The sequence below is a fragment of the Dokdonella sp. genome, from assembly GCF_035511235.1.
Classification (GTDB): domain Bacteria; phylum Pseudomonadota; class Gammaproteobacteria; order Xanthomonadales; family Rhodanobacteraceae; genus Dokdonella.
Map to the genome: position 1 here is coordinate 26,761 of NZ_DATKFQ010000033.1, position 24,355 is coordinate 51,115.

Consider the following 24,355-nt stretch of genomic DNA (forward strand, 5'->3'; position numbering starts at 1 on the left):
CCCTGACACTCGCAGTCGTCGGAACGGCGCACTCCGGCTCCATCCCGACCGATACCTGTTGAGCGGACCGGCGGCCGCAGCCGCCGGTCCGTGCGACCCGTCCGTGGAATCGCACCCGCCGGCCGTCTTGCGACGGCCGGTCAGGCGAACTGACGCAGAAAACGTACGTCGTTCTCGAAGAACGCGCGCAGATCGGTGACGCCGTAGCGCAGCATCGCCAGGCGCTCCACGCCCATGCCGAACGCGAATCCGGTATAGCGCTCCGGGTCGATGCCGCAGTTGCGCAGCACCTGCGGATGCACCATGCCGCAGCCGAGCACCTCGAGCCAGCGCGAGCTGCCGTCCGGCAGCTCCCAGCGGATCACCACGTCCGCACCCGGCTCGACGAACGGGAAGAACGTCGGCTTGAACATCATGCGGAAGTCGCGGCCGAAGAATGCGCGCAGGAACTCGCGCAGCGTGCCCTTGAGGTCGGCCATCGTCGAGGTCTCGTCGATCAGCAGGCCCTCGACCTGATGGAACATCGGCGAATGGGTCTGATCCGAGTCGCTGCGATAGACCTTGCCCGGCGCGATGATGCGGACCGGCGGCGTGCGTCCGTGCGCGGCGCGGATCTGCACCGGCGAGGTGTGCGTGCGCAGCAGGCGACCGTCCGGAAACCAGAACGTATCGTGCATCGTGCGCGCCGGATGGTCCGGCGGGAAGTTCAGCGCGCCGAAGTTGTACCAGTCATCCTCGATCTCGGGACCATCGGCGACGTCGTAGCCGAGCCGCGCGAAGATCTCGACGATGCGGTCGAGCGCACGCGTCAGCGGATGCACGCTGCCGCGCTCGGCACGCCGGCCCGGCAGCGTCACGTCGACGCTCTCGGACTCGAGGCGCAGCTCCAGCGCGGCCTGGTCGAGCACGGCACGGCGCGCGGCGATCGCCGCGAGCAGCGATTCCTTGGCCTGGTTGATGCGCTCGCCGGCGGCCTTGCGCACCTCGGCCTGCAGCTTGCCGAGCGCCTTGAGCTGCTCGGTGACGAAGCCGGACTTGCCCAGCACGGCGACACGCTCGGAATCGAGCGCCTCCAGCGTGGCTGCGCGCTTGATGGCCGCGAGCGCCTGCTCGACGCGGCTGCTCAGTTCATCCATTCGGTGACCTCGAATCGGTTATCGCAATTGCAGGCCGTCGGACGGCACTCCGCCCGCCCCGGCACCTCCGGGCGCGGCTACCTCGCGCCCTCCGTACCGCGCATCGGCAGCCGCTGCCGCCGACCGCTCGCGATCCATGCCGCGGATCGCGTCACCGGGCCGCCGCACCGACGATCCGACGGCCCGGAAACGAAATGGGGAGCGAGGCTGGCGCCTGCTCCCCATCATCGCCGCACGTCACGACGCGGAGCGAACTCCGCATCGACGCCGGATTTACGCGGACAGCGCAGCCTTGGCCTTTTCCGCCAGGGCGCCGAACGCCTGGATGTCGTGCACCGCGATGTCGGCAAGCACCTTGCGGTCGACCGTGATCTCGGCCTTCTTGAGGCCGTTCATCAGCCGGCTGTAGGACAGGCCGAACTGGCGCGCACCGGCATTGATGCGGACGATCCACAGCGCGCGGAACTGACGCTTGCGCTGCTTGCGGCCGATGTAGGCGTACTGGTGGGCCTTGGTTACCGCCTGCTTGGCGACGCGGTAGACCTTGCGACGGGCGTTGTAGTAGCCCTTCGCCTTGGACAGCAGCTTCTTGTGCCGACGGTGGGCGGTGACGCCACGCTTGACTCGTGCCATGGGTCAGTCCTCCTTATGCGTACGGCAGCATGCGAGCGACGCGGCCGGCATCCTCGGCGCGAACATGGTTCGGGCCGCGCAGGTTGCGCTTACGCTTGGTCGACTTCTTGGTGAGGATGTGGCTCTTGAACGCGTGTCCGCACTTGAACTTGCCGGACGCGGTCTTGCGGAACCGCTTGGCAGCGGCCCGGTTGGTCTTGATCTTGGGCATGGCCCAACTCCTTAGGTTGTGTTCTTTGACTGGCCCGAGCGGCGGCGTCTGCCGCACTTTCCGTCCTGCTCGAATCCGGCTTGTGGGCCCTGTCGGGCCGGTTCCTGTGAGGCTTACTGCGGTTGCTTCTTCTTCGGCGCGATCATCATGACCATCAGACGTCCTTCCATGCGCGGAAACTGCTCGATCACGGCCTCCTCGGCAATGTCCGCTGTAATCTTGTCGACCATCGCCCGGCCCAGCTCCTGGTGAGCCATCTCACGGCCGCGGAAGCGGATCGTGATCTTGACCTTGTCGCCTTCCTCGAGGAAGCGGCGCAGATTGCGCAGCTTGATCGCGTAGTCGCCGACATCGGTCGTGGGCCGGAACTTCAACTCCTTGATTTCGACCTGCTTCTGCTTCTTCTTGGCCGCATGGGCCTTCTTCTGCATCTCGAACTTGAACTTGCCGAAGTCCATGATGCGGCACACGGGCGGATCGCCGTTGGGCTGAATCTCGACCAGATCCAGTCCGGCTTCCTGCGCCATGCTCAACGCTTCGTCGCGCGACAGGATGCCGACCTGCTCACCCTCGGCGCCGATGACACGAACCCGCGGAACCCGGATTTCGAGATTCTTGCGGTTCGACTTGTTTTCCGTGGCGATACGTCAATCCTCCGAAGGAGAAAACACAACCCGGGCGCGGCGGATCACAGCCCGCCGCTCTCGGACTTCAGCCGCTCGGCGAAGGCCTGGATCGACAGCGAGCCGAGGTCTTCGCCGGAGCGAGCACGCACGGAAAGCGCGCCAGCCTCCCTCTCGCGGTCTCCCGCGACGAGCAGGTAGGGCACTTTGTTAAGCGTGTGTTCGCGGATTTTATAGCCGATCTTCTCGTTGCGCAAATCGGCCTGGACGCGGAATCCCTGGGCCGCCAGCGTCTTGGCGACCTCGCCCACGTAGTCGGCCTGGGCGTCGGTGATGTTCATGACCACCGCCTGAACGGGCGCCAGCCACGCCGGGAAGGCGCCGGCATGGTGCTCGATCAGGATGCCGATGAAGCGTTCCATCGAGCCGACGATCGCGCGATGCAGCATCACCGGCGTATGGCGGGCCGAGTCCTCGCCGACGTATTCGGCGCCGAGCCGGCCCGGCATCGAGAAATCGACCTGCATCGTGCCGACCTGCCAGGCGCGGCCGATCGAGTCCTTCATGTGGTACTCGATCTTCGGTCCGTAGAAGGCGCCCTCGCCCGGCAGCTCCTGCCACTGAACGCCGCAGGCGCGCAGCGCGGCGCGCAGCGTGTCCTCGGCACGGTCCCAGACCGCGTCCGAGCCGATCCGCGATTCGGGCCTGAGCGCGATCTTCAGCGCGATCTCCTCGAAGCCGAAATGCGCATAGACCGCCATCGCCTGGCGGTGGAACGCGACGACCTCGCCCTCGACCTGCTCGTCGGTGCAGAAGATGTGGCCGTCGTCCTGCACGAAGCCGCGCACGCGCATCAACCCGTGCAGCGCGCCGGACGGCTCGTTGCGCGTGCACGAGCCGAACTCGCCGTAACGGATCGGCAGGTCGCGGTAGCTGTGCAGGCCGTGGTTGTACACCTGCACGTGGCCGGGGCAGTTCATCGGCTTGAGCGCGTAGTCGCGGTTCTCCGACGAGGTGACGAACATGTTGTCGCGGTAGTTGTCCCAGTGCCCGGTCTTCTCCCACAGTGACTTGTCGAGGATCTGCGGGCAGCGGATCTCCTGATAGCCCGACTCGCGATAGACCTTGCGCATGTACTGCTCGACGACTTGCCAGATCGACCAGCCCTTGGCGTGCCAGAACACCAGCCCCGGCGCCTCGTCCTGCATGTGGAACAGGTCCAGCTGCTTGCCGAGGCGGCGGTGGTCGCGCTTCTCGGCCTCCTCGATGCGCTGGATGTAGGCGTCGAGCTGCTTCTTGTCGGCCCAGGCCGTGCCGTAGATGCGCTGCAGCTGTTCGTTCTTGGCATCGCCGCGCCAGTAGGCGCCGGAGATGCGCGTGAGCTTGAACGCCTTCAGGAAACGCGTATTGGGCACGTGCGGACCGCGGCACATGTCCACGTATTCCTCGTGGTAGTACAGCCCCATCGCCTTCTCGTCGGGCATGTCCTCGATCAGGCGCAGCTTGTAGTCCTCGCCGCGCGCCTTGAACACGTCGATGACCTCGGCCCGCGGCGTCATCTTCTTGACGACGTCGTAGTCCTTGTCGATCAGCTCGCGCATGCGCTGCTCGATCGCGGCCAGATCCTCCGGCGTGAACGGCCGCTCGAACCAGATGTCGTAGTAGAAGCCGTCCTCGATGACCGGACCGATCACCATCTTCGCGCCCGGATAGAGCTGCTTGACGGCATGGCCGACCAGGTGCGCGCAGGAGTGGCGGATGATCTCTACGCCTTCCGGGTCCTTCGGCGTGATGATGCGCAGCGAGGCGTCGTGGTCGATGCGGTCCGAGGCGTCGACGAGGCGGCCGTCGACGGCGCCGGCGACCGTGGCCTTGGCCAGGCCCGCACCGATCGAGGCGGCGACGTCGGCCACGCTGACGGGATGCGCGTACTCGCGACGGCTGCCGTCGGGAAGCGTGATGGAGATCATGATCGTGGTTCCGGAAGGAGGAGCGGGCGGCGGCAGCCGATCGCTCGACGGACCCCGCGGCGCCGAGGCGACGGGGATTCGCGTTATAAAAAGGAGGCGCCGGAGGTTCGGCGGCGCGGCCGTCGGCGACGGCTGCGCTCAGGCGCGGCGACGGATCAGCGGAGGACGGTTCGCGTGGACATGTCGCACACTCGGCCGGCGATCGCTCGCGGGCCACCTTTGGCCGGATGAAAAAACGGGCGGGCAGGATACCCCAGGGCGAACGGGTGCTCAATCGGCGCGGCAGACCCGGCCGGCAGCGGCGATCTATCGACCCGGCGTGTCCGAAGGGCCGTGCAGCGGCCTGCAACGCCGCATATGCCAGTCCGGCTTCGCGCCGAACGCTGTCCCGGATCCGGCGACGGTCGGCACCGCACGTACGCGTTCGGCCGTGCCGGTCGCGACGGATCTCGACCGCTCCGGCGACGTTTCCCCGCCGTCATATTTTTGTTCTATGCTGCCGACCCAGCAATCTCACTCCCGGTTTTTCCCGAGACGGAGGCGTGCATGCTGGAAGCGGTTCGAACGATCGGCGACATCCACGGCACACGCGTGCTCTCGCTGGATGCATCCGGTCGCATCATGGACTGGATCTCCTGGCAGGACGCCGTCTGCCTCTACGTGCGCGAGGCGGTCGCCTGGACGCTCGGCGAGCCCTGCCTGACGATTCGCGGCGGCATCAACCGGCGCGACGGCGAACAGAGCCGCATCGTCCTGCACCCGATCGTCGCCAGCACCGGACATGCGCGCGGCAATGCCCTGGATCCCGCGCCGGCGCTGACCAATACCGCGCTGTTCGCGCGCGACCGCATGCTGTGCCTGTACTGCGGCAGGCATTTCCACCGCGGCGACCTGACGCGCGATCACGTGCTGCCACTGTCCAAGGGCGGCCGCGACACCTGGGAGAACGTGGTCACCGCGTGCCTGCACTGCAACGTCCGCAAGGGCAGCCGCACGCCGCAGCAGGCCGACATGCCGCTGCTCGCGGTGCCGTACCGGCCGAGCTGGGTCGAGCACCTGATCCTGTCCAATCGCAACATCCTGGCCGACCAGATGGAATTTCTGGTCAACCATCTGCCGCGCGATCGCCGGCCCGCATGAGCGCGGTCAGCCGCGCAGCAGCAGCGGCCAGAGCAGGCTGAGCGCGAGGATCGCCGCGGCCCCGGCGGCCAGGCCGAGCACCCGCAGCGGCGCCGCGCGCAGCACCCGCCACAGCGTATCGGCCTCGCCGGCAGCGCGCGCGGCCGCATGCTCGGCCCGCACCCGGGCGGTGCGCTCGGCCTGATAGGCCGCCATCAGCAGCTGCGCCTCCGGCACGGCCTCGCGGTCGGCGATCCAGATCGCGCCGGCCGAGATGCCCCACCGGCTCGGACGCGTCTCGTAGTAGGCGATGGCATGGCGCTCGAGCAGCGCCCTGACCTCGTCGGCCTCCTCGTCGGTGACGTGACGCAGGTTCAGCAGCTGGGTCGACACGGTCAGTCCTTGTCCCACAGCCGCATCACGCGCGGCATCACGGCGAAGATCGCCAGCGCCAGCAGCGTGCAGAGGATCGCCGAGGCCTCGTGGCCGAGCCCCGCCGTCATGCCGATCGCCGAGGTCATCCAGATGCCGGCCGCCGTGGTCAGGCCCTTGACGCGATCCTCGGTGTCGGCCTTGAGAATCGTGCCGGCGCCGAGGAAGCCGATGCCCGAGACGATGCCCTGGATCACGCGCGTCAGTTCGGCCGGCTGCACGCCGGCCTGCAGCGGAATCAGCACGAAGATCGCCGAGCCGAGCGACACCAGCATATGCGTCTTGACGCCGGCGGCCTTGCCCTTCTGCTCGCGCTCGAAGCCGAGCAGGCCGCCCAGCAACGCCGCGATCGTCAGGCGCACGCAGACGCGCGTGAGCTCGGCCAGGTCAGGCAGGTCCGAAAACTCCGACGCGATCGTGCCGCCGATCTGTTGCCATGCACTCATTGCCGCCTCCACGCCGATGGGTTGTGGCCGGCGGCCGGAAGCCGCGCGCCGAACCGCCGGCATCCTCCGCGAGTGCCGCTGAAGCGACACGGACCGGCGCGCAGGATACCCTGGGCATCGATGACCGACCCGCCCCGTCCCGATCCGCGCCGCGCCCGCCCGATCCGCGACGGCGTCGTCGCGAGCACGCTGCATCTGCCGCCGGGGGACTGGCCGAGCGTGCTGGACGGCCTCTGCGCGCATTTCCCGGCCATCGGCCGCGAGCGCTGGCAGGCCCGCATGCGGCGTGGTCTGGTTCTCGACGCGGCCGGCGAGCCGATCGACGCCGCGCAGGCGTACCGGCCCGGGCTGCGCGTGCACTACTTCCGCGAAGTCGAGGCCGAACCTGTCGTCGCGGCCGCCGAGACGATCGTCCACGCCGACGCCGATCTCGTCGTCGTCGACAAGCCGCCGGGCCTGCCGGTCGTGCCGGCCGGCGGCCACGTCCGCGAGACCTTGCTGGCGCGCCTGATCCGGCGGTTCGGCAACCCGGACCTGGTGCCGCTGCACCGGATCGACCGCGCGACCTCCGGCCTGGTGCTGTTCTCGGCCGACCCGGCCAGCCGCGCACGCTATCAGGCCTTGTTCCCGGCGCGGGCGGTCCGCAAGCACTACCAGGCGCTGGCGCCGGCATTGCCGGACCTGGCGTTCCCGCTGCTCCGGCGCTCGCGCATCGTCGCCGGCACGCCGTTCCCGCGCATGCGCGAGGCGCCGGGCGAGGCCAATGCCCAGACGCGGATCGACGTGGCCGCGCGCGGCGCCTCGCACTGGCGCTATGCGCTCGAGCCGCTCACCGGCCGCAAGCACCAGCTGCGCGTGCAGATGGCGGCGCTCGGCGCGCCGATCGCGGGTGACGATCTGTATGGCGAGGGCACCGCAGGCGAACCGGCGCGCCTGCGCCTGCTCGCCTGCGCGCTGGCGTTCGACGATCCGCTCGACGGCCGGCCGCGGCGCTTCGTCAGCACGCTGCGCCTGGACGACTGAGCTCCGCTGGCGGCCTCTCCACGGCCGGCGGTCGCGCGGCCCGATGCCGGCCCGCCGCGACTGCCCGCTACCGGTGCGCACCCGGACGCCCTAGACTGCGCCGCGATCGGGCCGAGGGAAGACCATGTCGCTGAAGAGAACGCTGCTGTCCCTCGGACTCGGCCTCGCCGCCACCGCGGCGCACGCGCAGGATCTGGTCCTGGCCGATGGCTTCGAGCCGATCACCGCGATGCGCATGACCGATCTGGCACTGCGCGACCCGCACGTCTACGTGGACGCGGTCTTCAGCTGCATCGACGTCACCGATACACCGCTGCTCGGTTTCTCGTTGAACGGCGCGATCCGCGCGCGGATCCAGGGCGACGAGGACGGCGACGGCTGGCTCGATGCGAACCTTCTGCAGCTGTACCGGCCGCTGACGGTCGGCGGCAGCGGACCGGTCGACGTCACCGGCGGCGCCTGCATCGCGCCAATGGCGACGACCACCTGCCTGCGCGATCCGGCCCTGGCGCCGCAGCCGCGGCAGTACACGACCGCGGCGTCCGGCACCTGCCTGGCGCCGGAGCCCGGTTCGGTGCATCCGTATACGCCGCCGGTCGCGGCGGTCGACGCGCCGTGCCTGCGCAGCAGCACGCAGGAGATGATGCTGGACCTGGGCGGCATCGCGATCCCGGCCCACGCCTCGACGTTCGCCGGTCGCTTCGGCGGCACGCCGGCGGTGCCGGCCGACGGCCTACTGTCAGCCTTCGTCCGCGAGGCCGACGCCGACGCGGTCTTGCTGCCGCCGGACCTGCCGCTGATCGGCGGCCGGCCGTTGTCGTCGCTGCTGCCGGGCGGCACCGGCAACTGTGCCGGCCACGACGACCGCGACTTCCTGAACGGCGAGCGCGGCTGGTGGTTTCACCTCGATTACACGGCCGCGCAGGTGCCCTGGTCGTAGCGCGGATCCGCGGCCGAAAGCCGGCCGGCTCGGCCGTGCTGCAGGGCAACAGCCACTCGAAAAAATTTTTCAAGTGCTATTCGCTTTTCGTTAAGAAACACGGTAGAGTGGTTCGTACTGTGTTTGCTTGGGTCACGGTGAATCGTGGCCTGATGCGGTCGATTCATTTCAACCGCCATCCTTCGTTTCGCTACTCCCTGCAACTCAGTCCTGATTCGGATGTTCCGTTTTCAGGGTTACCACCACCGCCGTTGCAGGAGTTATAAAGATGTCTGAACGTCAGACCGGTACCGTCAAGTGGTTCAACGACGCCAAGGGCTTCGGCTTCATCACGCCCGAGAGTGGTCCTGACCTGTTCGTGCACTTCCGCGCCATCCTGGGGACCGGCTTCAAGTCGTTGCAGGAAGGCCAGCGCGTCAGCTTCATCGCCGTGCAGGGTCAGAAGGGCATGCAGGCCGACCAGGTCCAGCCGCTCTAAGCGACACAATCGAGCGTCATCTGCGCCGGGAGGCTCGCACTCCCGGCGTTTTTATTTTTGGAGGAACCATCGATGCTGACACTCACCGTCCGCGGACTCTCGCGCTCGTCCACCGAGAAGGAGGTCACCGATCTATTCTCCGTCCATGGCAAGGTCCGCGGCCTGCGTCTCGCGCGCGACGTCTTCAGCGGCGAATGCAAAGGCTATGCGGAGATCGAGATGGAGGGCCACGAGGCCCGCAACGCGATCTCGGCGCTCAACGGCGCGTTCACGCCCGGCGGTGCGCTGCGCGTGGAGCTGAAATCCGAGAAGCGCCGCCGCTGACCGTCGCCCATCGCCACGGTCCGGCTTCGACTTCCGCACCCTCTGCACGATGACCGCTTCGCCCGTCCCACCCCCGTCCGCGATCGCAGCGCCGCTGTGGCGGCGCCTCGCCGCGCTGGGCTATGACCTGATGCCGCTGCTCGCGCTGTGGATGCTGACCGCCGGCCTGGTGCTGCTGGCGTTCCACGGCGAGGTCGACGTGGCGCATCAGCCGCCGCTCTACCACTTCAGCCTGCAGGCCGCGCTGCTGGCGGTCACCGCGGGCTACTTCGTGCTGTCGTGGACGCGCGGCGGCCAGACCATCGGCATGCGCGCCTGGCGCATCCGCCTCATCGACGCGGACGGCCGCTCGCCCGACCTGCGCCGCGCGCTGCTGCGCTTCGCGGTCGCGCTGCCGGCGCTCGCGATCGCCGGCGCCGGCTTCATCTGGTGTCTGATCGACCGCGATGCCCGCGCCTGGCACGACCTGGCCGCCGGCACGCGGCTGGTGCGCGTGCCGGCGGCCTGAGCACGGCACGGGGTCGCGCCTGGTCAGCCGAAGCGTCGGAAGTACGCGGTCGCCGCCGCGATCAGCAGCAACGGCGGCAGCAGGTTCGCGAGCACCGGATGGAAGCCGTAGACGGTGCCCATGCTGACGATCGCGCTCTGCAGGAAGTAGAAGCCGATCGCCAGCACCATGCCGATGAACAGCCGCTTGGCCAGGCCGCCGCTGCGCAGCGCGCCGAACGCGAACGGCATCGCGCAGAACGCCAGCACCAGCACGCTGAACGGGTAGAAGATGCGCTTCCAGTACGCCTCGCGGTAGCGCGAGGCCAGCTGTCCGTTGCGCTCGAGCGTGCGCACCGTGCGGCCGAGATCGCGTGTGGACATGTAGTCGGTGCGCACGATGCTGAGCGACAGCAGCCGCGCGTCCAGGCGCGAATCCCAGTCCATCAGCGGCGACACGGTGGTGTCGGCGCGATCGGCCGAGAACGCGGTGCGGCGCGCCTCGTGCAGCTGCCAGCGACCGCCGGCGTGCGTCGCGCGCGCGGCGAGCATCAGCGTGGCGAGGCGGCCCTCCGCGTCGAACTCGAACACACGCACGCCGAACAGCTCCAGCGTGGTGCCGGCCGGCGTGTCGAGCGTGCGTGCGCGGCGCGCGCTGACCACCTTGTCGCCGTCGCGCGCCCACAGGCTGCCGCCCTTGGCGAGCGTGACGTCGTTGGATTTGGCGGCCAGCTGCAGCGCCTGCGCGCGCTGGTCGCCCCACGGCGCCAGCGTCTCGCCGACCGCGGTGACGGCGACCGTCAGCACCAGCAGCGCCAGCGCCACCGACGCGCAGATGCGCAGCTTGGACAGACCGGCCGCCCGCAGCGCGGTCAGCTCGCCGCTGCCGGCCAGCGCGCCGAGTCCCATCAGACCGCCGATCAGCGCGGCGTAGCCGAACATCTCGTAGAGCCGGCGCGGCACCGTCAGCAGGATGTAGGTCACCGCCTTGCCGAGCCCGTAGTCGTTCTTGCCGACGTCGCCGAGTTCGCCGATCAGCGACATGAACGCATCGATGCCGACCAGGACCAGCCAGGTCAGCGCGACCGAGCCGAGCACGGCCTGCGCGACCAGACGGTCGGTCTGGCGTGCCCAGACGCGCGCACTCATGCCGCGCTCCGCGCGCCGCGCGGCCGGCGCAGCTGCTGGCCGCGCCACAGCAGCAGCGCCGCGATCGCGACGACGGCCAGGTAGATCCACCAGAAGCCCACCGCCGGCGCCAGCTTGCCGGACGTCATCCAGGCCCGGCCGAGCACGATCGCGTTGGCGTAGATGAAGTAGCACAGCACCGCGATCAGCAGCCGCGCATAGCGCGGTTCGCGCGGGTTGGAGCGCGCCAGCGGCAGCGCGAGCAGGGTCAGCACCAGGGCCGACATCGGCGAGGCCAGCCGCCAGTGCAGCTCGGCGCGCTGGACCAGATCGTCGCTGCGCCAGAGCTCGGCGGTCGGCGCCGAACGCTTGGCGCGCTCGCCGCCGCCTTCGGAGGCGTCACCGCTCGGCAGCTTGACGTCGTTGCGCTGGAAGCGCATCAGGCGGAAATCGTCGACACCGATCCGTCCCTCGACACGGAACCCGTCCATCAGCGCGAGGTAGCGCCCTTCGCCGTCGGCGTCGCGGTACATGTGGCCGCTCGGCGCGGTGATGACGTCGATGCGGCGCGAGCCGTCTTCTTCGTCGCCGCGCTCGGTCGTCACGAACAACCGCTCGAAGTGCTGGCCGTCGTCGGACATCGCGCCGACGTAGATCACGCCGTCGCTGCCCGGCAGCGAGACGAACTTGCCGGGCTCCAGGCCGGCCACGATCATCGAGCGGTTGGCGTCGTCGAGCAGGCGGTCGGCCAGCCGCACCGAGGCCGGCGCCAGCCAGAACGAGACCAGGCCGAGCGCGAGCATCGCCGGCCCGGCCAGCCACAGCAGCGGCCGGATCAGGCCGCGCACGTCAAGGCCCGAGGCGGCCAGCACGGCCATTTCGCTGTCGCGCCAGAGCCGCCCGTAGGCCATCAGCACGCCGAGGAAGATCGCCAGCGGCAGCAGCACGGTCAGGCCGTCGACCGTGCGCAGGCCGATCAGCGCGAACAGCAGGTCGGCCGGCGCGCGACCGCGCGCGATCCGGTTCAGCAGGTCGGCCACCGTGCTGCCGACCGTGATCAGCAGCAGGATGACCGTCACGGCGGCGAAGCTCTGGGCCAGCTCGCGCAGCAGGTAGCGGTCGATGATTCGCAGCATGCGGTAGAGCGGGTGGCGGCCGGCGGTGGCGAGGATAGGGGGTGCGGCCGGCAGCCTGTTAAACTGCCGGGCTGTGCCGCATCCGGTCGCGCAGTGTACCTGCCCGGCCCGCGCGAGCGATTCAAATCCTGTTGCCCTGGTGCCCGTGATGACCCTGCAGTTCAGTCTGACCCGCCAATCCCCCGAAACCGCCGAGACGCCCTGCGTGGTCGCCGGCCTCTACGAAGACCGCGTGCTGACCAGCGCCGCGGCGCGGCTCGACGAGCGCTCGGGCGGCGCGATCAAGCGGCTGATCGAGAGCGGCGACGTGACCGGGCGACCCGGCAGCACGACGCTGCTGTTCGGGCTGGACGGCGTCGCCGCGCCGCGCGTCCTGCTGGTCGGCCTCGGCGAGCAGAAGAAGCTCGATGCGGCCGTGTTCCATCGCGCCGCTCACGAGTCGGCACGCGCCTTGAAGGGCCTGCCGATCGCCGGCGCGGTCTCGACACTGGCCGAGGTCGACGTGCCGGGCCGCGACCTCCCCTGGAAGCTGCGCACGCTGGCGCTGGCCGCCGATCATCAGGCGTACCGCTACACGGCGACGTTCAAGCCCAAGGACAAGCCGAAGACGCCGCAGTTCGAGTCGTTCGCGGTGGCCGTGGCAGCCGAGACCGAGGCCTGTGGCAAGGCGCTGGCCGAGGCGGTCGCGATCGCCAAGGGCGTGCAGTTCGCGCGCGAGCTCGGCAACCTGCCGCCGAACATCTGCAACCCGGCCTACCTGGCCGATCAGGCCAAGTCGATCGCCGACAACCGCGCCGGCGTCAGCCTCGAGGTGCTCGAGCGCGAGGACATGCGCCAGCTCGGCATGGGCTCGCTGCTCGGCGTCGCCCAGGGTTCGGCCAATCCGCCCAAACTGATCGTGCTGCAGTGGCGCGGCGGCGGTGCCGGCGACAAGCCCTACGCGTTCGTCGGCAAGGGCATCACGTTCGACAGCGGCGGCATCTCGATCAAGCCCGGCGCCGGCATGGAGGAGATGAAGTTCGACATGGGCGGCGCGGCCGGCGTGCTTGGCGCGTTCGTCGCGGCGGTCGAGCTGAAGCTGCCGCTGAATCTGGTCTGCATCGTGCCCGCGGTCGAGAACATGCCCGACGGCGCCGCCTACCGTCCCGGCGACATCCTGACCAGCATGTCCGGCCTGACGATCGAGGTGCTCAACACCGACGCCGAAGGCCGCCTGATCCTCTGCGACGCGCTGACCTATGCGCAGCGCTTCGATCCGCAGGTCACGATCGACGCGGCGACGCTGACCGGCGCCTGCGTGGTCGCGCTCGGCAAGCACGCCTCGGGCCTGATGACCCGCGACGACGAGCTCGCCGAGCAGCTGCTCGCGGCCGGCCAGGCCACGCACGACCGCGCCTGGCGCCTGCCGCTGTGGGACGACTACCAGGGCCAGCTCGACTCGGGCTTCGCCGACGTCGCCAACATCGGCGGCAAGTACGCCGGCGCGATCACCGCCGGCTGCTTCCTCGCGCGCTTCACGAACGGCTTGCGCTGGGCGCATCTGGACGTCGCCGGCACCGCCTGGGACGAGGGCCGCAAGGGCCTGGCGACCGGCCGTCCGGTGCCGCTGCTGGTGCAGTACCTGCTCGACCGCTGCGCGTGAACGTCCCTGCCCCCATCGATCCGCTGCAGAAGCGCAAGGCGCGCGTGATCTCGACGGTGTTCGGGATCAGCCTGGTGTTCGGCGCACTGATCGTCGTCAACTATCCGCAGCTGGCCGATCCGTCGGCCACGCAGGCGATCGCCGCCGACCTGCGCGTGAATCCCCTGAACTTCGCCTACCAGATCGCGACCATCGTGCTGTGCTTCTGGTGGCTCAATCTCGACTCGCGCCAGCTCGAGATCCGCCGCCCGTGGTGGCTCAACCTCGGCGTGGTGCTGCTGACGACGGTGTTCGTCGCCTATTACCTCTACATGACGCGGCAACCGGGCCGGCGCGCCGGCGCATTGCTGGCCTTCCTCGGCGTGATCGCCGGCACGCTGTTCTCGGCGGGGGTCGGCATGACGCTGGCACTGATGTTCGGGGTCGGGGCCGGCACCGCGTCCGCGCCGGCGATCTGAGCGCTGCCTCATGGCCCGCGCCGACTTCTATCTGATCGACAAGCCGCGCTTTCGCGAGGACCCGCTGCTGCTGGTCTGCGAGCTGGCGCGACGTGCGTTCGCGAGCGGCCAGCCGACCGCGATCCTGGTGCGCTCGCTCGACCAGGCCGAGGAGCTGGACGCCAAGCTCTGGGAGTTCGACGAAGCGGCCTTCATCCCGCACCAGATCGCCGGCGACGACGACGATGCGGTGACGCCGGTGCTGATCGTGCCGCCCGGCGTCGACGCGGCCGAGCGGCCGCTGCTGATCAACCTGCGCGATGCCTGCGCGACCGGACGCTTCGAGCGCGTGCTCGAGGTCGTCGCGGCCGACCCGGCCGAGCGCGACGGCTCGCGACGGCGCTGGAGCGAATACAAGCAGCGCGGGCTGGACCTCAAAAAGAACGACATGTGACCGCCATGGAAAAAAGTTTCGAACCCGGCCAGATCGAGCCGAAGTGGTATGCGCAGTGGGAAGCCCAGGGCCGTTTCGCGCCGAGCGGCGACGGCGATCCGTACTGCATCCTGCTGCCGCCGCCGAACGTCACCGGCACGCTGCACATGGGCCATGCGTTCCAGCAGACGATCATGGACGCGCTGATCCGCTACCACCGCATGCGCGGCTATCGCACGCTGTGGCAGGGCGGCACCGACCACGCCGGCATCGCGACGCAGAAGATCGTCGAGAACCAGCTCGCTGCAGACGGGCAGTCACGGCACGACCTTGGCCGCGCCGCCTTCATCGAGCGCGTCTGGCAGTGGAAGGAACAGTCCGGCTCGACGATCACGCACCAGATGCGCCGGCTCGGCGCCTCGGTGGACTGGTCGCGCGAGCGCTTCACGATGGACGAGGGCCTGTCGGCCGCGGTGCGCCGCGTGTTCGTGCAGTGGTACCGCGACGGCCTGCTCTATCGCGGCCGCCGCCTCGTCAACTGGGATCCGGTGCTGCAGACCGCGGTGTCGGACCTGGAGGTCAACAGCGAGGAGCGCGAAGGCGCGCTGTGGTCGATCCGCTACCCGGCCGCCGACGGCGGCGAGGGCATCGTCGTGGCGACGACGCGGCCGGAGACGATGCTCGGCGACGTCGCCGTCGCGGTGCATCCGGACGACGAGCGCTATGCGCATCTGATCGGCAAGAGACTGCGCCTGCCGCTGACCGGCCGCGAGATCCCGGTGATCGCCGACGACTACGTCGAGCGCGAGTTCGGCACCGGCGCGGTCAAGATCACGCCGGCGCATGATTTCAACGACTGGCAGCTCGGCGCCCGCCACAAGCTCGCACCGATCGTGATCCTGACGCTCGATGCGAAGATCGTCGACGACGCGCCCGAGGCCTATCGCGGCCTCGACCGCTTCGACGCGCGCAAGCGGATCCTCGCCGACCTCGACGCGCAGGGCCTGCTGGTCGAGACCAAGAAGCACAAGCTGCAGGTGCCGATCAGCCAGCGCACCGACGCGGTCATCGAGCCGATGCTGACCGACCAGTGGTTCCTCGATCTGACCAGCGAGACCCGCGTCGACGGCCAGCCCGGCCCGGGCGGCCGCATCGCGATCACCGAGCCGGCGCTGGAGGCCGTGCGCAGCGGCGCGATCCGCTTCGTGCCGGACAACTGGTCGAGCACCTACAACCAGTGGCTCGAGAACATCCAGGACTGGTGCGTCAGCCGCCAGCTGTGGTGGGGCCATCAGATCCCGGCCTGGTACGACGAGGCCGGCAACGTCTTCGTCGGCGAGGACGAGGCCGACGCGATCAGGCACGGCGCGGTCGCGCCGGTCGGCAGGCTGCAGCAGGACCAGGACGTGCTCGACACCTGGTTCTCCTCGGCGCTGTGGCCGTTCTCGACGATGGGCTGGCCGTCGGCGGCGCCGATCGAGGAGAACGGCCGTATCGTCGCCGACTGGTCGCGCGACCAGGCGTTCCTGCCGAGCGCAGTGCTGGTCACCGGCTTCGACATCATCTTCTTCTGGGTCGCGCGCATGGTCATGGCGACCCAGTACTTCACCGGCAAGGTGCCGTTCCGCGAGGTCTACATCAATGCCATCGTGCGCGACGCCGAAGGCCAGAAGATGTCCAAGTCCAAGGGCAATACGATCGACCCGCTGGACCTGATCGACGGCATCGACCTCGAGTCGCTGGTCGCCAAGTCGACCGCCTCGCTGCTGATCCCGCAGGTGCGCGAGAAGGTCGCCAAGCGGATCCGCAAGGACTACCCGGACGGCATCACCGCGGTCGGCGCCGACGCGGTGCGCTTCACGTTCGCGGCGCTGGCCACCTACGGCCGCACGATCAACTTCGATCTCAAGCGCGCCGAGGGCTACAAGAACTTCTGCAACAAGCTCTGGAACGCGGCGCGTTTCGTGCTGATGAACGTCGAGGGTCCGCGCGCGGCCGCATCGGCATCGCCGGCGACGCCGGCCGAGCACTGGATCCTGTCGCGCCTGTCCGCGACGCTGGAGGAGGTGCAGCGGCAGTTCGCGGTGTACCGCTTCGACCTGGTTGCCCAGGCGCTCTACGAGTTCGTCTGGAACGACTACTGCGACTGGTTCCTCGAACTGACCAAGCCGGCGCTCGGCGGCGGCGACGAGGCCGCGGCCGCGTCGACGCGCACCACGTTGCTGCGCGTGCTCGAGGCGATCCTGCGCGCACTGCATCCGATCACGCCGTTCATCACCGAGGAGATCTGGCATTCGGTCGCGCCGCTGATCGGCGTCGAGGCGGCCAGCGTCTGCGACCGGCCGTATCCGACCGCCGCGGAGTTCGAGGCCGGCCTCGACGCGGCGGCGATCGCCGACACCGAATGGCTGCGCGCCGTGCTCGGCGGCCTGCGCCGCATCCGCAGCGAGATGAACATCGCGCCCGGCAGGCAGATCCCGCTGCTGTTCGCCGGCGGCTGCGCGGCCGATCGCGCGCGCACCGGGCGTTTCGCCGCGCAGATCGCGTTCCTGGCGCGGACCGAATCGCAGCGCTGGCTCGATGCCGGCGAGGACGAGCCGGCGGCCGCGGCCGCGATCGTCGGCGAGCTGCGCGTGCTGATCCCGCTGGCCGGCCTGATCGACCTGAGCGCCGAGCGCGCGCGCCTGGCGCGCGAGATCAAGCGCGTCGAGGGCGAGATCGCCAAGTGCACCGGCAAGCTCGGCAACGATACCTTCGTCGCCAACGCGCCGGCGGCCGTGGTCGAACAGGAACGCCAGCGCCTGGCCGACTTCACGACGATGCTGGATGGCCTGCGCGAACAGGCCAGCCGACTGGACGGCATCTGAGGCGTCCTCTCATCTGCGCCGCGCCGCTGATCGCGAGCGGCGCGGCGCGTACCTGAACCAGCTGTACGGCTCGCGCCGCGTTCCGGCCGATTCCGGTCCGGTCCGCGTGGCCGCTGCGCCGCCCTGGCCGGATCGTGATCGGGTTCGCAGTCCGCGGCGGCGTTTGCCATGTCTCATGGGCCCGGCGCGACAATACCGACGGGCACACGAACGGACGCGGTCGCGCGCACCGGCGGGCATCCGCACCCTCCCATCAGGCTCTCTCGAATGATCGATCTGCACTGCCACCTCCTGCCCGGCATCGACGACGGCGCGACCGATCTGGACGCGTCGATCGCGATGGCGAGGATCGCCAGTGCCGACGGCATCCGGGTGGCGGCGTGCACGCCCCACGACTATCCGGGCCTGTACGACAACGGTGCGGCGCAGATCCGGGCGGCGGTCGCGAGGCTGCAGTCGGCGCTGTCCGACGAGGGCATCCCGCTCACCCTGCTCGCCGGAGCCGATGTGCACCTGCGGCCCGGACTGACCGGCCTGGTTCGGGATGGAAGCGTGGCGACGCTGGCCGGTTCGCGCTACCTGCTGCTCGAACCGCCGCATCACGTCGCCCCGCCCCGCTTCGAGGACACCCTGGCCGCGCTGCTGGCGGCCGGCATCGTGCCGGTCATCACCCATCCGGAGCGGCTGAGCTGGGTCGAGTACCACTATGCGACCTTCGTGAACGCCGCCGGCCGCGGTGTCTGGCTGCAGGTCACGGCCGGCGCGTTGACGGGCCGGTTCGGGCAACGTGCGCGCTACTGGGCCGAGCGCTTCGTCGGCGAGGGCCACGTCCACCTGCTGGCGACCGACGCGCACGACGCCAAGCACCGCCCGCCGCTGCTCGCCGAGGCGCGCGATGCGGCGGCGGCCCTGGTCGGCGCGGAGGAGGCCGGGCATCTGGTGCGGACGCGGCCCCAGGGTATCGTCGACGACATCCCGCCCGATGCGCTGCCGCCGTCAGCCGCGACCGGCTCGCGCGCGCCCGGACGCTTCCGGCGGCGGCAGCGCATCGGTGCGCCGGGCGCGGAAACGTGGTCATGAGCGCCGGCCGGACCCGCTGGCGCAGCTGGCTGCCGACAGTCGCGACATCGCTCGTGCTCGTGCTGGCCGGATGCGCATCGCCCAGCCCGAGCCGCCCCGCTCAGGCGGTGCTGCCGCCGCCGGATTCGACGACGTCCTCGGGCGCCTACGAAGGCGAGACCGATTACCGCATCGGCGCGCAGGATTTGCTCGAGATCAGCGTATTCGGCGTCAGCGACCTCGATCGGACCGTGCGCGTCAATTCCAATGGACAGATATCGCTGCCGCTGCTCGGCAGCGTCGCCGCCGGCGGCAAGACCATTCCCGAGCTCGAGAGGGAGCTGGCGAAGCGTTACGCGGCCGGCTATCTGCAGAATCCACAAGTGAGCATCTTCGTCAAGGAATTCACCAGTCAGCGCGTCACGCTGGAAGGCGCGGTCAACAAGCCGGGCATCTATCCGCTGACCGGCAGGACGACCCTGCTGCAGGCGATCGCGATGGCGCAGGGCCTGCACGATCTGGCCGATCCACAGGGCATCGTCGTCTTCCGGCAGATCGACGGCCAACGCAAGGCCGCCGCCTTCGATATCGCCGCGGTGCGCCGCGGCGCCGCTCCCGATCCGTCGATTTATGGAGACGACATCATCGTGGTGGAACGGTCCGGCAGCCGGTCGGCCCTGCGCGAATTCCTGAGGAGCGTGCCCGCGTTCGCGCTCTTCCTCGCCATTTGAGGGGGGATCCGCAGACGCCGGCGGGTGAGTGCGGCGCAATCGCAACCGGACCGATGACGCGGTCGGCGACTATGGCAAGCGGCCGCGCGCGATCGTGCGGCGCGACGATGGACGGCACGGACGGTTCTCGGCAATCTGCCGGTCGCGCAACTTCAGGATGATCGATGTCCGACGACAAGCTCCCGACCCAATCCCACGATGCAGGCGACGGCCGGCCCCCGGTACGCGCGTCCGGACCGATCGCGGCGCGCGGCCCCGCTGCGCTGGCGCCGTCCGCATCGGATAGGGACGGCGGCGACGAGTCGACGATCGACCTGCGCGCCTACTGGGCGCTGCTGGTCAAGCGGCGCTGGCTGGTGCTCAGCGTGCTCGCGGGCGTCGTCGCGCTGGCCCTGCTGATCACGCTGTTGACCTCGCCCCGATATCGGGCCACGGCGAGCCTCCAGATCGACCGCGATTCGGTCCAGGCGATGAAGGTGGAGGGCATCAACAACCTCGAAGGCGCCTCGACTCCGGACTTCCTGCAGACCCAGTACGAGCTGCTCAAGAGCCGCGCACTGGCCGAGCGCGTGGCCGACCAGCTGCACCTGGACGGCGCGCAGGTCGAACGCCTGCGGGCGACCGGCTGGTGGCGCCGTTTGACGGCCGTTCTGCAGCCGCGCACCGAAACCGACGCTCCCGATCCGCCCGATGCCCCGGAGCCGGCCGACCCTGCCGCCACGCTGGCCGGCGCGGTCGACCTGATACGCCACGGTCTGACGGTCGAGCCGATCCGCAACTCGCGTCTGGTCCGCGTGCACTTCGACAGCATCTCGCCGGCGTTTTCGGCACGGGCGGCCAATGCGATCGCCGAAGGCTTCATCGCCTCGGCGATCGAACGCCGGTTCGACGCGTCTTCCTACGCCACGCGCTATCTCGAGGAACAGCTCAAGCTGTCCAAGGCACGGCTGGAGGAATCGGAACGCGCGCTGGTCGCGTTCGCGCTCAAGGAAAACATCGTCGTGACCGGCGAGTCCGGACAATCGCTCGAAGGCCAGAATCTCGGCGCGCTCAATGCGGCCCTGGCGGCGGCCCAGGATCAGCGCATCCTTGCGCAGTCCGCCTGGAACCAGGTTCAAGGCGGAGGCGCCCTGCCGGCCGGAGCGATCGCCAACTCGATCCTCAACACGCTGCAGCAGCAGCGCGCGCAGCTGCAGGCGCAATACCAGCAGCAATTGCAGGTGTTCAAGCCGGACTATCCGTCGATGCTGCAACTGAAGAGCCAGATGAGCGAGCTCGACCGCCAGATCGATGCCGAACGGGCCGGCATCCGAGCCTCGCTCAAGGCCGAGTACGATGCCGCCCAGGCGCGCGAGAACATGATGATCGCGCAGCTCGACGCGCTGCGGACCCGGGCGCTGGACGTCGACAATCGCTCGATCGACTACAACATCCTGCGGCGCGAGGTCGACACCAACCGCCAGCTCTACGACGGCCTCCTGCAGCGCTACAAGGAAATCGGCGTCGCCGGCGGCATCGGCAGCAACAACATCTCGATCGTCGACCGCGCACACGTACCGACCGTCCGCTATCGCCCCAACCTCGTCTTCAATCTCGGCGTGGGCCTGCTGCTGGGTCTGCTGTGCGGCGTCGCGGCGGCGACCGTGGCCGAATTCCTCGACGATACGATCAAGACGCCCGAAGACCTGGAACAGCACCTGCACCTGGCGGTACTGGGCATCATCCCGCGGCTGCGCCGCGAGTCGGTCAAGAGCGCACTGGCCGACCCGCGCTCGGCGTTCTCGGAAAGCTATCGCTCGGCGCGCACCGCCCTGCAGTTCTCGACCGAGAACGGAGCGCCGAAGGTGCTGCTGGTGACCAGCGCCAGCGTCGCCGAGGGCAAGTCGACGTCCGCGCTGGTCCTGGCGCGCAACTTCGCGCAGCTCGGCAAACGCGTCCTGCTGATCGAGGCGGACATGCGCAATCCGTCGCTGCATCATCTGCTCGGCACCCGGTGCGAGGCCGGCCTCAGCAGCCTGCTGGCGGGTACCGCCACGTTGAGCCAGTCGGTCCTGCGCACCGACGACGAACGGCTCAAGGTGATCCTGTCGGGGCCGCTGCCGCCGAACCCGGCCGAGCTGCTGTCGAGCAACCGGCTGGTATCGATGCTGACGATCGCCGCCAAGACCTTCGATCAGGTGATCATCGACGGACCGCCGGTGCTCGGCATCGCCGACGCTCCGATCCTCTCGCACCTCGTCGACGGCACGCTGCTGGTGACCCGCTCCGGACAGACGCGCGTCAAGGCGGCGCGCACCGCGCTCAAGCGGCTGCTCGCGGCGCGCACGCACGTCATCGGCAGCCTGCTGACCTACTACGACGCCCACGTCGCCGGCTACGAATACGAATACGCCTACAGCTACGGCGCCGCGCCGCGCCTGAGCCGGGAATGAGGCCGGCGGGCGACGCGCTGGACCTGGCGCTCGCGCTGCTGCGCGCCCCCGGCCTGCGTGCGACCCTGCAGGCGCGGCCGCTGCCGGACGGCCTGGGCGATCTGCTCGCAGTGGCCGCAAGCGCGGACGGCGCCACACACAGCGCGGAAGCCCGCGAGCTGCGTGCGGCGGCGCGCTTCTTCGTCGAGCAGATCCTGTTCGCCGACGACACGGACGCCTACCGCATCCTCGGCGTGCCGCGCGACGCCGAACCGGCGCTGATACGGCGCCACTACCGGCTGCTGGCGAGCTGGCTGCATCCCGACCGGGCCGCGGCCGGCGCCGCGGTATTCTCGAGCACGCTCAACGTCGCGTTCGCGCGGCTGCGCACCGATCAGGCCCGGGCCGCGTACGATGCCCAGCTCGAGCGCCGCAGGTCGTCCTTGCCGGTTCTTGCCGGCGGCGCGCTGCCGCCCCACGCCGATCCTGCGCACCCGGCCGTGTGGCCGAGGCGGAGCGGTCCCGGCGGCTCCGCCTTGCCGCGGCGCCGGGCGATACGCGAACGAAGCGCTGCCGGATCGCCCTCGCCGGCGCTTCTCCGGCAGCACAGCGCGCCACCGGAGGAGTCCGCGCAGCTGTGGCGCACCCGGCCGCTCGGCGGCACCGGCCTGCGGACGCTGGCGGCAGGCGCGGTCATGCTGTGCGCGGCACTGATCTGGATCGACACCCTTCGCACGGTGCCGATCGACGCCGACCCCGGATCGGCGCCGCCCGCGCACCGCCAGCTGACCGACGTCGCGTTCGCGGTGCCGTCCGGCACGACCGCGCCGGCGCCGAGCGCGGATGCACCGGTGCCGGCCGCCGCCGCGGTCGAAGCACCTGCAATGGCAGCGCCTGAACCGGCCGCCTTGGCCGGTGCGCCCGGCGGGGCGGCTTCCGCAGCGCCGCCGATCGGCGCCGGGCCGCCACCGTCTCGCGCGCCGACATCGCGGCCGGCCACGTCCTTGTCCGAGCCCGGACCCGCGCGCTCGATCGCGACAGCGGCAACGCCTCCATCGGCCCCGCCGGCGGCGATCGTCGCTGCCGAGCGAACGGCTGCGCCCGCGCGTGCCGAGACGCCGGACGCCGCCCAGGCGAGTCGTCGTGTGCAACGCGCGATGCGCTATCTGCTCGAATCCGACGCGCCGCCACCACCGATATGGAACGCGCCCGACGTGGTCGACGAGGCGGTCCGCATCCGCTCGGCGCTGCAAGGCCGCCTCAGCGGCTCGGCGGCGCGCTTCGAACTGGAAGCGCCGCACTGGACCGTGGTCCCGGACCAGGCCGTCCTGCATGGCGGGTATCGCATTGCCGCCGACACCGGCACGCTCGAGACGGGCCGCATCCGCATCGAGCTGGTCTGGCGAGAACACCAGTGGCTGATCTCGGCGTTGCAGATGGAACCGTGACCAGAGCCCTCGCACGCGCAGCCACGATGACGCTGACGATGGCTTTGCTCGCGGCAGCGGCGGTCCACATTGTGACGGCGTGGCGGGCCGACGCGCTGCTGGCGACCGACCCGGCCGGCGCGGCGCGCGTGCGCAGCGATCATCCCGATGCGCTGCTCGCACTGGCACACGCCGAACTGCAGCGCGGCGATGCCGGGGCGGCCGCACGAACGGCGCAGCAGCTGCTGGCCCGCGACCCGGCCAACGGCGCCGGCTTTGCGGTGCTGGCCCGGGCGCTCGGTGACGAAGGCGGCAGCGCGCGGCAGCTCGAACGCTACCGGATCGCCGCGCGACGGGCGCCGCGCGATCTGTCGATCCGCGGCTGGCTGGTCGCGCACGAGCTCCAGGCGGGCGACTTCCCGGCCGCGCTCGAGCACATCGACGCCTTGCTGACGCTGCCTTCGCGCGACCGCGCGCGCCTGCTGGAAGCGATCGCGAACCTGGCGGCCGATCCGGCCTTCGCCGACGCGCTCGCCGTTCGCCTGGGCCAGCGGCCGCGCTGGCGCGCGGACCTGCTGCGCGTGGCCTCGGCGATGGACGCCGGCGCCGCCGACCCGCTGTTCGTCGCGCTGGAGCGCAATGCCGATCTCCATGCATCCGAACGCAGACCGTGGCTGGACGCGCTGCTCCGGCAGGGACGCTGGGGCGAGGCGTTCGCCCGGTGGGCCGGCTCGCTGCCGGGCCCGCAGCAGGCACTGCCGCTGCTCTACAACGGCGCTTTCGCATCGCCGCCGTCGAATGCCGGGTTCGACTGGCGCGTGCGCCGCGTCGACGGCGTGGTATTCGAGCGCGTGGCCGACGGCGACGGCAGCTTCGCGCGGCTGCGATTCCTGGGGTCGCCGGTGGGACGTGCCGGGCTCGAACAACCGCTGCTGCTGGCGCCGGGCCGCTACCGGCTCGGCCTGGCCGCGCGCGCAGCGGACCTGCGTGCCGAACCGGGACTGGAATGGTCGATCAGCTGTGCCGGCAACGGACGGCGCGTGGCGAGCGTGCGCGTCCCGGCGGGTCCGCGCTGGGAGACGGTCGCGGCAGCTTTCGACATACCGCCCGACGGCTGCGATGGACAGTGGCTGCGATTGGTCAATCCGGCCGCACCCGGCGTCGCGCAGCGGATACGCGGCGAGCTGGAGCTGCGCGACCTGCGCATCGATCGAGTCGAGTTCTGAACGGTGCCGGACCGTACTGATGACCGCTTCACAATCC

General features: G+C 70.0%; 24 protein-coding genes. 15 read left to right on the forward strand and 9 right to left on the reverse strand.

Going from position 1 to position 24,355, the window contains the following annotated elements:
• Positions 1 to 140: 140 nt before the first annotated feature.
• The 5 genes from pheS to thrS all read right to left on the reverse strand — a co-directional run bounded on the left by pheS (position 141) and on the right by thrS (position 4,573).
• Positions 141 to 1,136: a phenylalanine--tRNA ligase subunit alpha gene (pheS, locus tag VMR06_RS13205; protein ID WP_325377001.1), complete on the reverse strand. Its 996-nt coding sequence runs from the start codon at positions 1,134 to 1,136 to the stop codon at positions 141 to 143.
• 273 nt (positions 1,137 to 1,409) lie between these two features.
• Positions 1,410 to 1,769, reverse strand: coding sequence for a 50S ribosomal protein L20 (gene rplT, locus VMR06_RS13210; protein ID WP_325377003.1), 360 nt, complete (start codon positions 1,767 to 1,769; stop codon positions 1,410 to 1,412).
• Positions 1,770 to 1,782: 13 nt separating this feature from the next.
• On the reverse strand, positions 1,783 to 1,980 hold the full coding sequence (gene rpmI / locus VMR06_RS13215) for a 50S ribosomal protein L35 (RefSeq protein WP_067649716.1): 198 nt from the start codon (positions 1,978 to 1,980) through the stop codon (positions 1,783 to 1,785).
• Positions 1,981 to 2,093: 113 nt separating this feature from the next.
• On the reverse strand, positions 2,094 to 2,624 hold the full coding sequence (infC, locus tag VMR06_RS13220) for a translation initiation factor IF-3 (RefSeq protein WP_325377222.1): 531 nt from the start codon (positions 2,622 to 2,624) through the stop codon (positions 2,094 to 2,096).
• Positions 2,625 to 2,668: 44 nt separating this feature from the next.
• Entirely contained in the window at positions 2,669 to 4,573 is a 1,905-nt protein-coding gene (gene thrS, locus VMR06_RS13225; RefSeq protein WP_325377005.1) for a threonine--tRNA ligase, read from the reverse strand.
• Positions 4,574 to 5,119: 546 nt separating this feature from the next.
• Between thrS and VMR06_RS13230 the strand changes: the two genes are divergently transcribed.
• Positions 5,120 to 5,713, forward strand: coding sequence for an HNH endonuclease (locus VMR06_RS13230; RefSeq protein WP_325377007.1), 594 nt, complete (start codon positions 5,120 to 5,122; stop codon positions 5,711 to 5,713).
• Between the two features lie 6 nt (positions 5,714 to 5,719).
• On the opposite strand, the gene VMR06_RS13235 is transcribed toward VMR06_RS13230, so the two are convergent.
• Positions 5,720 to 6,085, reverse strand: a complete 366-nt coding sequence (locus VMR06_RS13235; RefSeq protein ID WP_325377009.1) for a DUF6164 family protein — start codon at positions 6,083 to 6,085, stop codon at positions 5,720 to 5,722.
• Positions 6,086 to 6,087: 2 nt separating this feature from the next.
• The gene (locus VMR06_RS13240; protein WP_325377011.1) at positions 6,088 to 6,570 is read right to left on the reverse strand and encodes an MgtC/SapB family protein; all 483 of its coding nucleotides are present in this window, start codon (positions 6,568 to 6,570) and stop codon (positions 6,088 to 6,090) included.
• A gap of 120 nt (positions 6,571 to 6,690) precedes the next feature.
• Here VMR06_RS13240 and VMR06_RS13245 point away from each other — a divergent pair, with 120 nt between their 5' ends.
• From VMR06_RS13245 to VMR06_RS13265, 5 genes are all read left to right on the forward strand, one after another.
• Positions 6,691 to 7,593 (forward strand): pseudouridine synthase, encoded by a 903-nt coding sequence (locus tag VMR06_RS13245; protein WP_325377013.1) that lies wholly within the window; start codon positions 6,691 to 6,693, stop codon positions 7,591 to 7,593.
• A gap of 124 nt (positions 7,594 to 7,717) precedes the next feature.
• Positions 7,718 to 8,533 (forward strand): hypothetical protein, encoded by an 816-nt coding sequence (locus VMR06_RS13250; protein WP_325377015.1) that lies wholly within the window; start codon positions 7,718 to 7,720, stop codon positions 8,531 to 8,533.
• A gap of 268 nt (positions 8,534 to 8,801) precedes the next feature.
• Entirely contained in the window at positions 8,802 to 9,011 is a 210-nt protein-coding gene (locus VMR06_RS13255; protein ID WP_325377017.1) for a cold-shock protein, read from the forward strand.
• A 72-nt stretch (positions 9,012 to 9,083) separates the two neighbouring features.
• Positions 9,084 to 9,335 carry an RNA-binding protein gene (locus VMR06_RS13260; protein WP_325377019.1) on the forward strand — a complete coding sequence of 84 codons (252 nt, stop codon included), beginning with the start codon at positions 9,084 to 9,086 and terminating at the stop codon, positions 9,333 to 9,335.
• 49 nt (positions 9,336 to 9,384) lie between these two features.
• Entirely contained in the window at positions 9,385 to 9,843 is a 459-nt protein-coding gene (locus VMR06_RS13265) for an RDD family protein (RefSeq protein ID WP_325377021.1), read from the forward strand.
• A 23-nt stretch (positions 9,844 to 9,866) separates the two neighbouring features.
• On the opposite strand, the gene lptG is transcribed toward VMR06_RS13265, so the two are convergent.
• Together lptG and lptF are read right to left on the reverse strand one after the other, a co-directional pair.
• On the reverse strand, positions 9,867 to 10,970 hold the full coding sequence (gene lptG / locus VMR06_RS13270) for an LPS export ABC transporter permease LptG (protein WP_325377023.1): 1,104 nt from the start codon (positions 10,968 to 10,970) through the stop codon (positions 9,867 to 9,869).
• Positions 10,967 to 12,085 (reverse strand): LPS export ABC transporter permease LptF, encoded by a 1,119-nt coding sequence (gene lptF / locus VMR06_RS13275; protein WP_325377025.1) that lies wholly within the window; start codon positions 12,083 to 12,085, stop codon positions 10,967 to 10,969. Before lptF ends, lptG begins: the two co-directional genes overlap by 4 nt.
• A gap of 148 nt (positions 12,086 to 12,233) precedes the next feature.
• On the opposite strand from lptF, the gene VMR06_RS13280 reads away from it, so the two are divergent.
• From VMR06_RS13280 to VMR06_RS13320, 9 genes are all read left to right on the forward strand, one after another.
• Positions 12,234 to 13,727, forward strand: coding sequence for a leucyl aminopeptidase (locus VMR06_RS13280; protein ID WP_325377027.1), 1,494 nt, complete (start codon positions 12,234 to 12,236; stop codon positions 13,725 to 13,727).
• Positions 13,724 to 14,185 (forward strand): hypothetical protein, encoded by a 462-nt coding sequence (locus VMR06_RS13285; protein ID WP_325377029.1) that lies wholly within the window; start codon positions 13,724 to 13,726, stop codon positions 14,183 to 14,185. Before VMR06_RS13280 ends, VMR06_RS13285 begins: the two co-directional genes overlap by 4 nt.
• 10 nt (positions 14,186 to 14,195) lie before the next feature.
• Positions 14,196 to 14,618 (forward strand): DNA polymerase III subunit chi, encoded by a 423-nt coding sequence (locus VMR06_RS13290; RefSeq protein WP_325377031.1) that lies wholly within the window; start codon positions 14,196 to 14,198, stop codon positions 14,616 to 14,618.
• Positions 14,619 to 14,623: 5 nt separating this feature from the next.
• Positions 14,624 to 17,464, forward strand: a complete 2,841-nt coding sequence (locus tag VMR06_RS13295; protein ID WP_325377033.1) for a valine--tRNA ligase — start codon at positions 14,624 to 14,626, stop codon at positions 17,462 to 17,464.
• A gap of 267 nt (positions 17,465 to 17,731) precedes the next feature.
• On the forward strand, positions 17,732 to 18,544 hold the full coding sequence (locus VMR06_RS13300; RefSeq protein WP_325377035.1) for a tyrosine-protein phosphatase: 813 nt from the start codon (positions 17,732 to 17,734) through the stop codon (positions 18,542 to 18,544).
• Positions 18,541 to 19,254: a polysaccharide biosynthesis/export family protein gene (locus VMR06_RS13305; RefSeq protein WP_325377037.1), complete on the forward strand. Its 714-nt coding sequence runs from the start codon at positions 18,541 to 18,543 to the stop codon at positions 19,252 to 19,254. Before VMR06_RS13300 ends, VMR06_RS13305 begins: the two co-directional genes overlap by 4 nt.
• A 164-nt stretch (positions 19,255 to 19,418) precedes the next feature.
• Complete coding sequence (locus VMR06_RS13310; RefSeq protein WP_325377039.1) at positions 19,419 to 21,686, forward strand: GumC family protein; 2,268 nt, start codon at positions 19,419 to 19,421, stop codon at positions 21,684 to 21,686.
• A complete protein-coding gene (locus VMR06_RS13315) occupies positions 21,683 to 23,113 on the forward strand; it encodes a J domain-containing protein (protein WP_325377041.1) in 1,431 nt (476 codons plus the stop codon). The genes VMR06_RS13310 and VMR06_RS13315 overlap by 4 nt, the downstream gene beginning before the upstream one ends.
• Positions 23,110 to 24,318, forward strand: coding sequence for a hypothetical protein (locus tag VMR06_RS13320; protein ID WP_325377043.1), 1,209 nt, complete (start codon positions 23,110 to 23,112; stop codon positions 24,316 to 24,318). Before VMR06_RS13315 ends, VMR06_RS13320 begins: the two co-directional genes overlap by 4 nt.
• Positions 24,319 to 24,355: the final 37 nt, after the last annotated feature.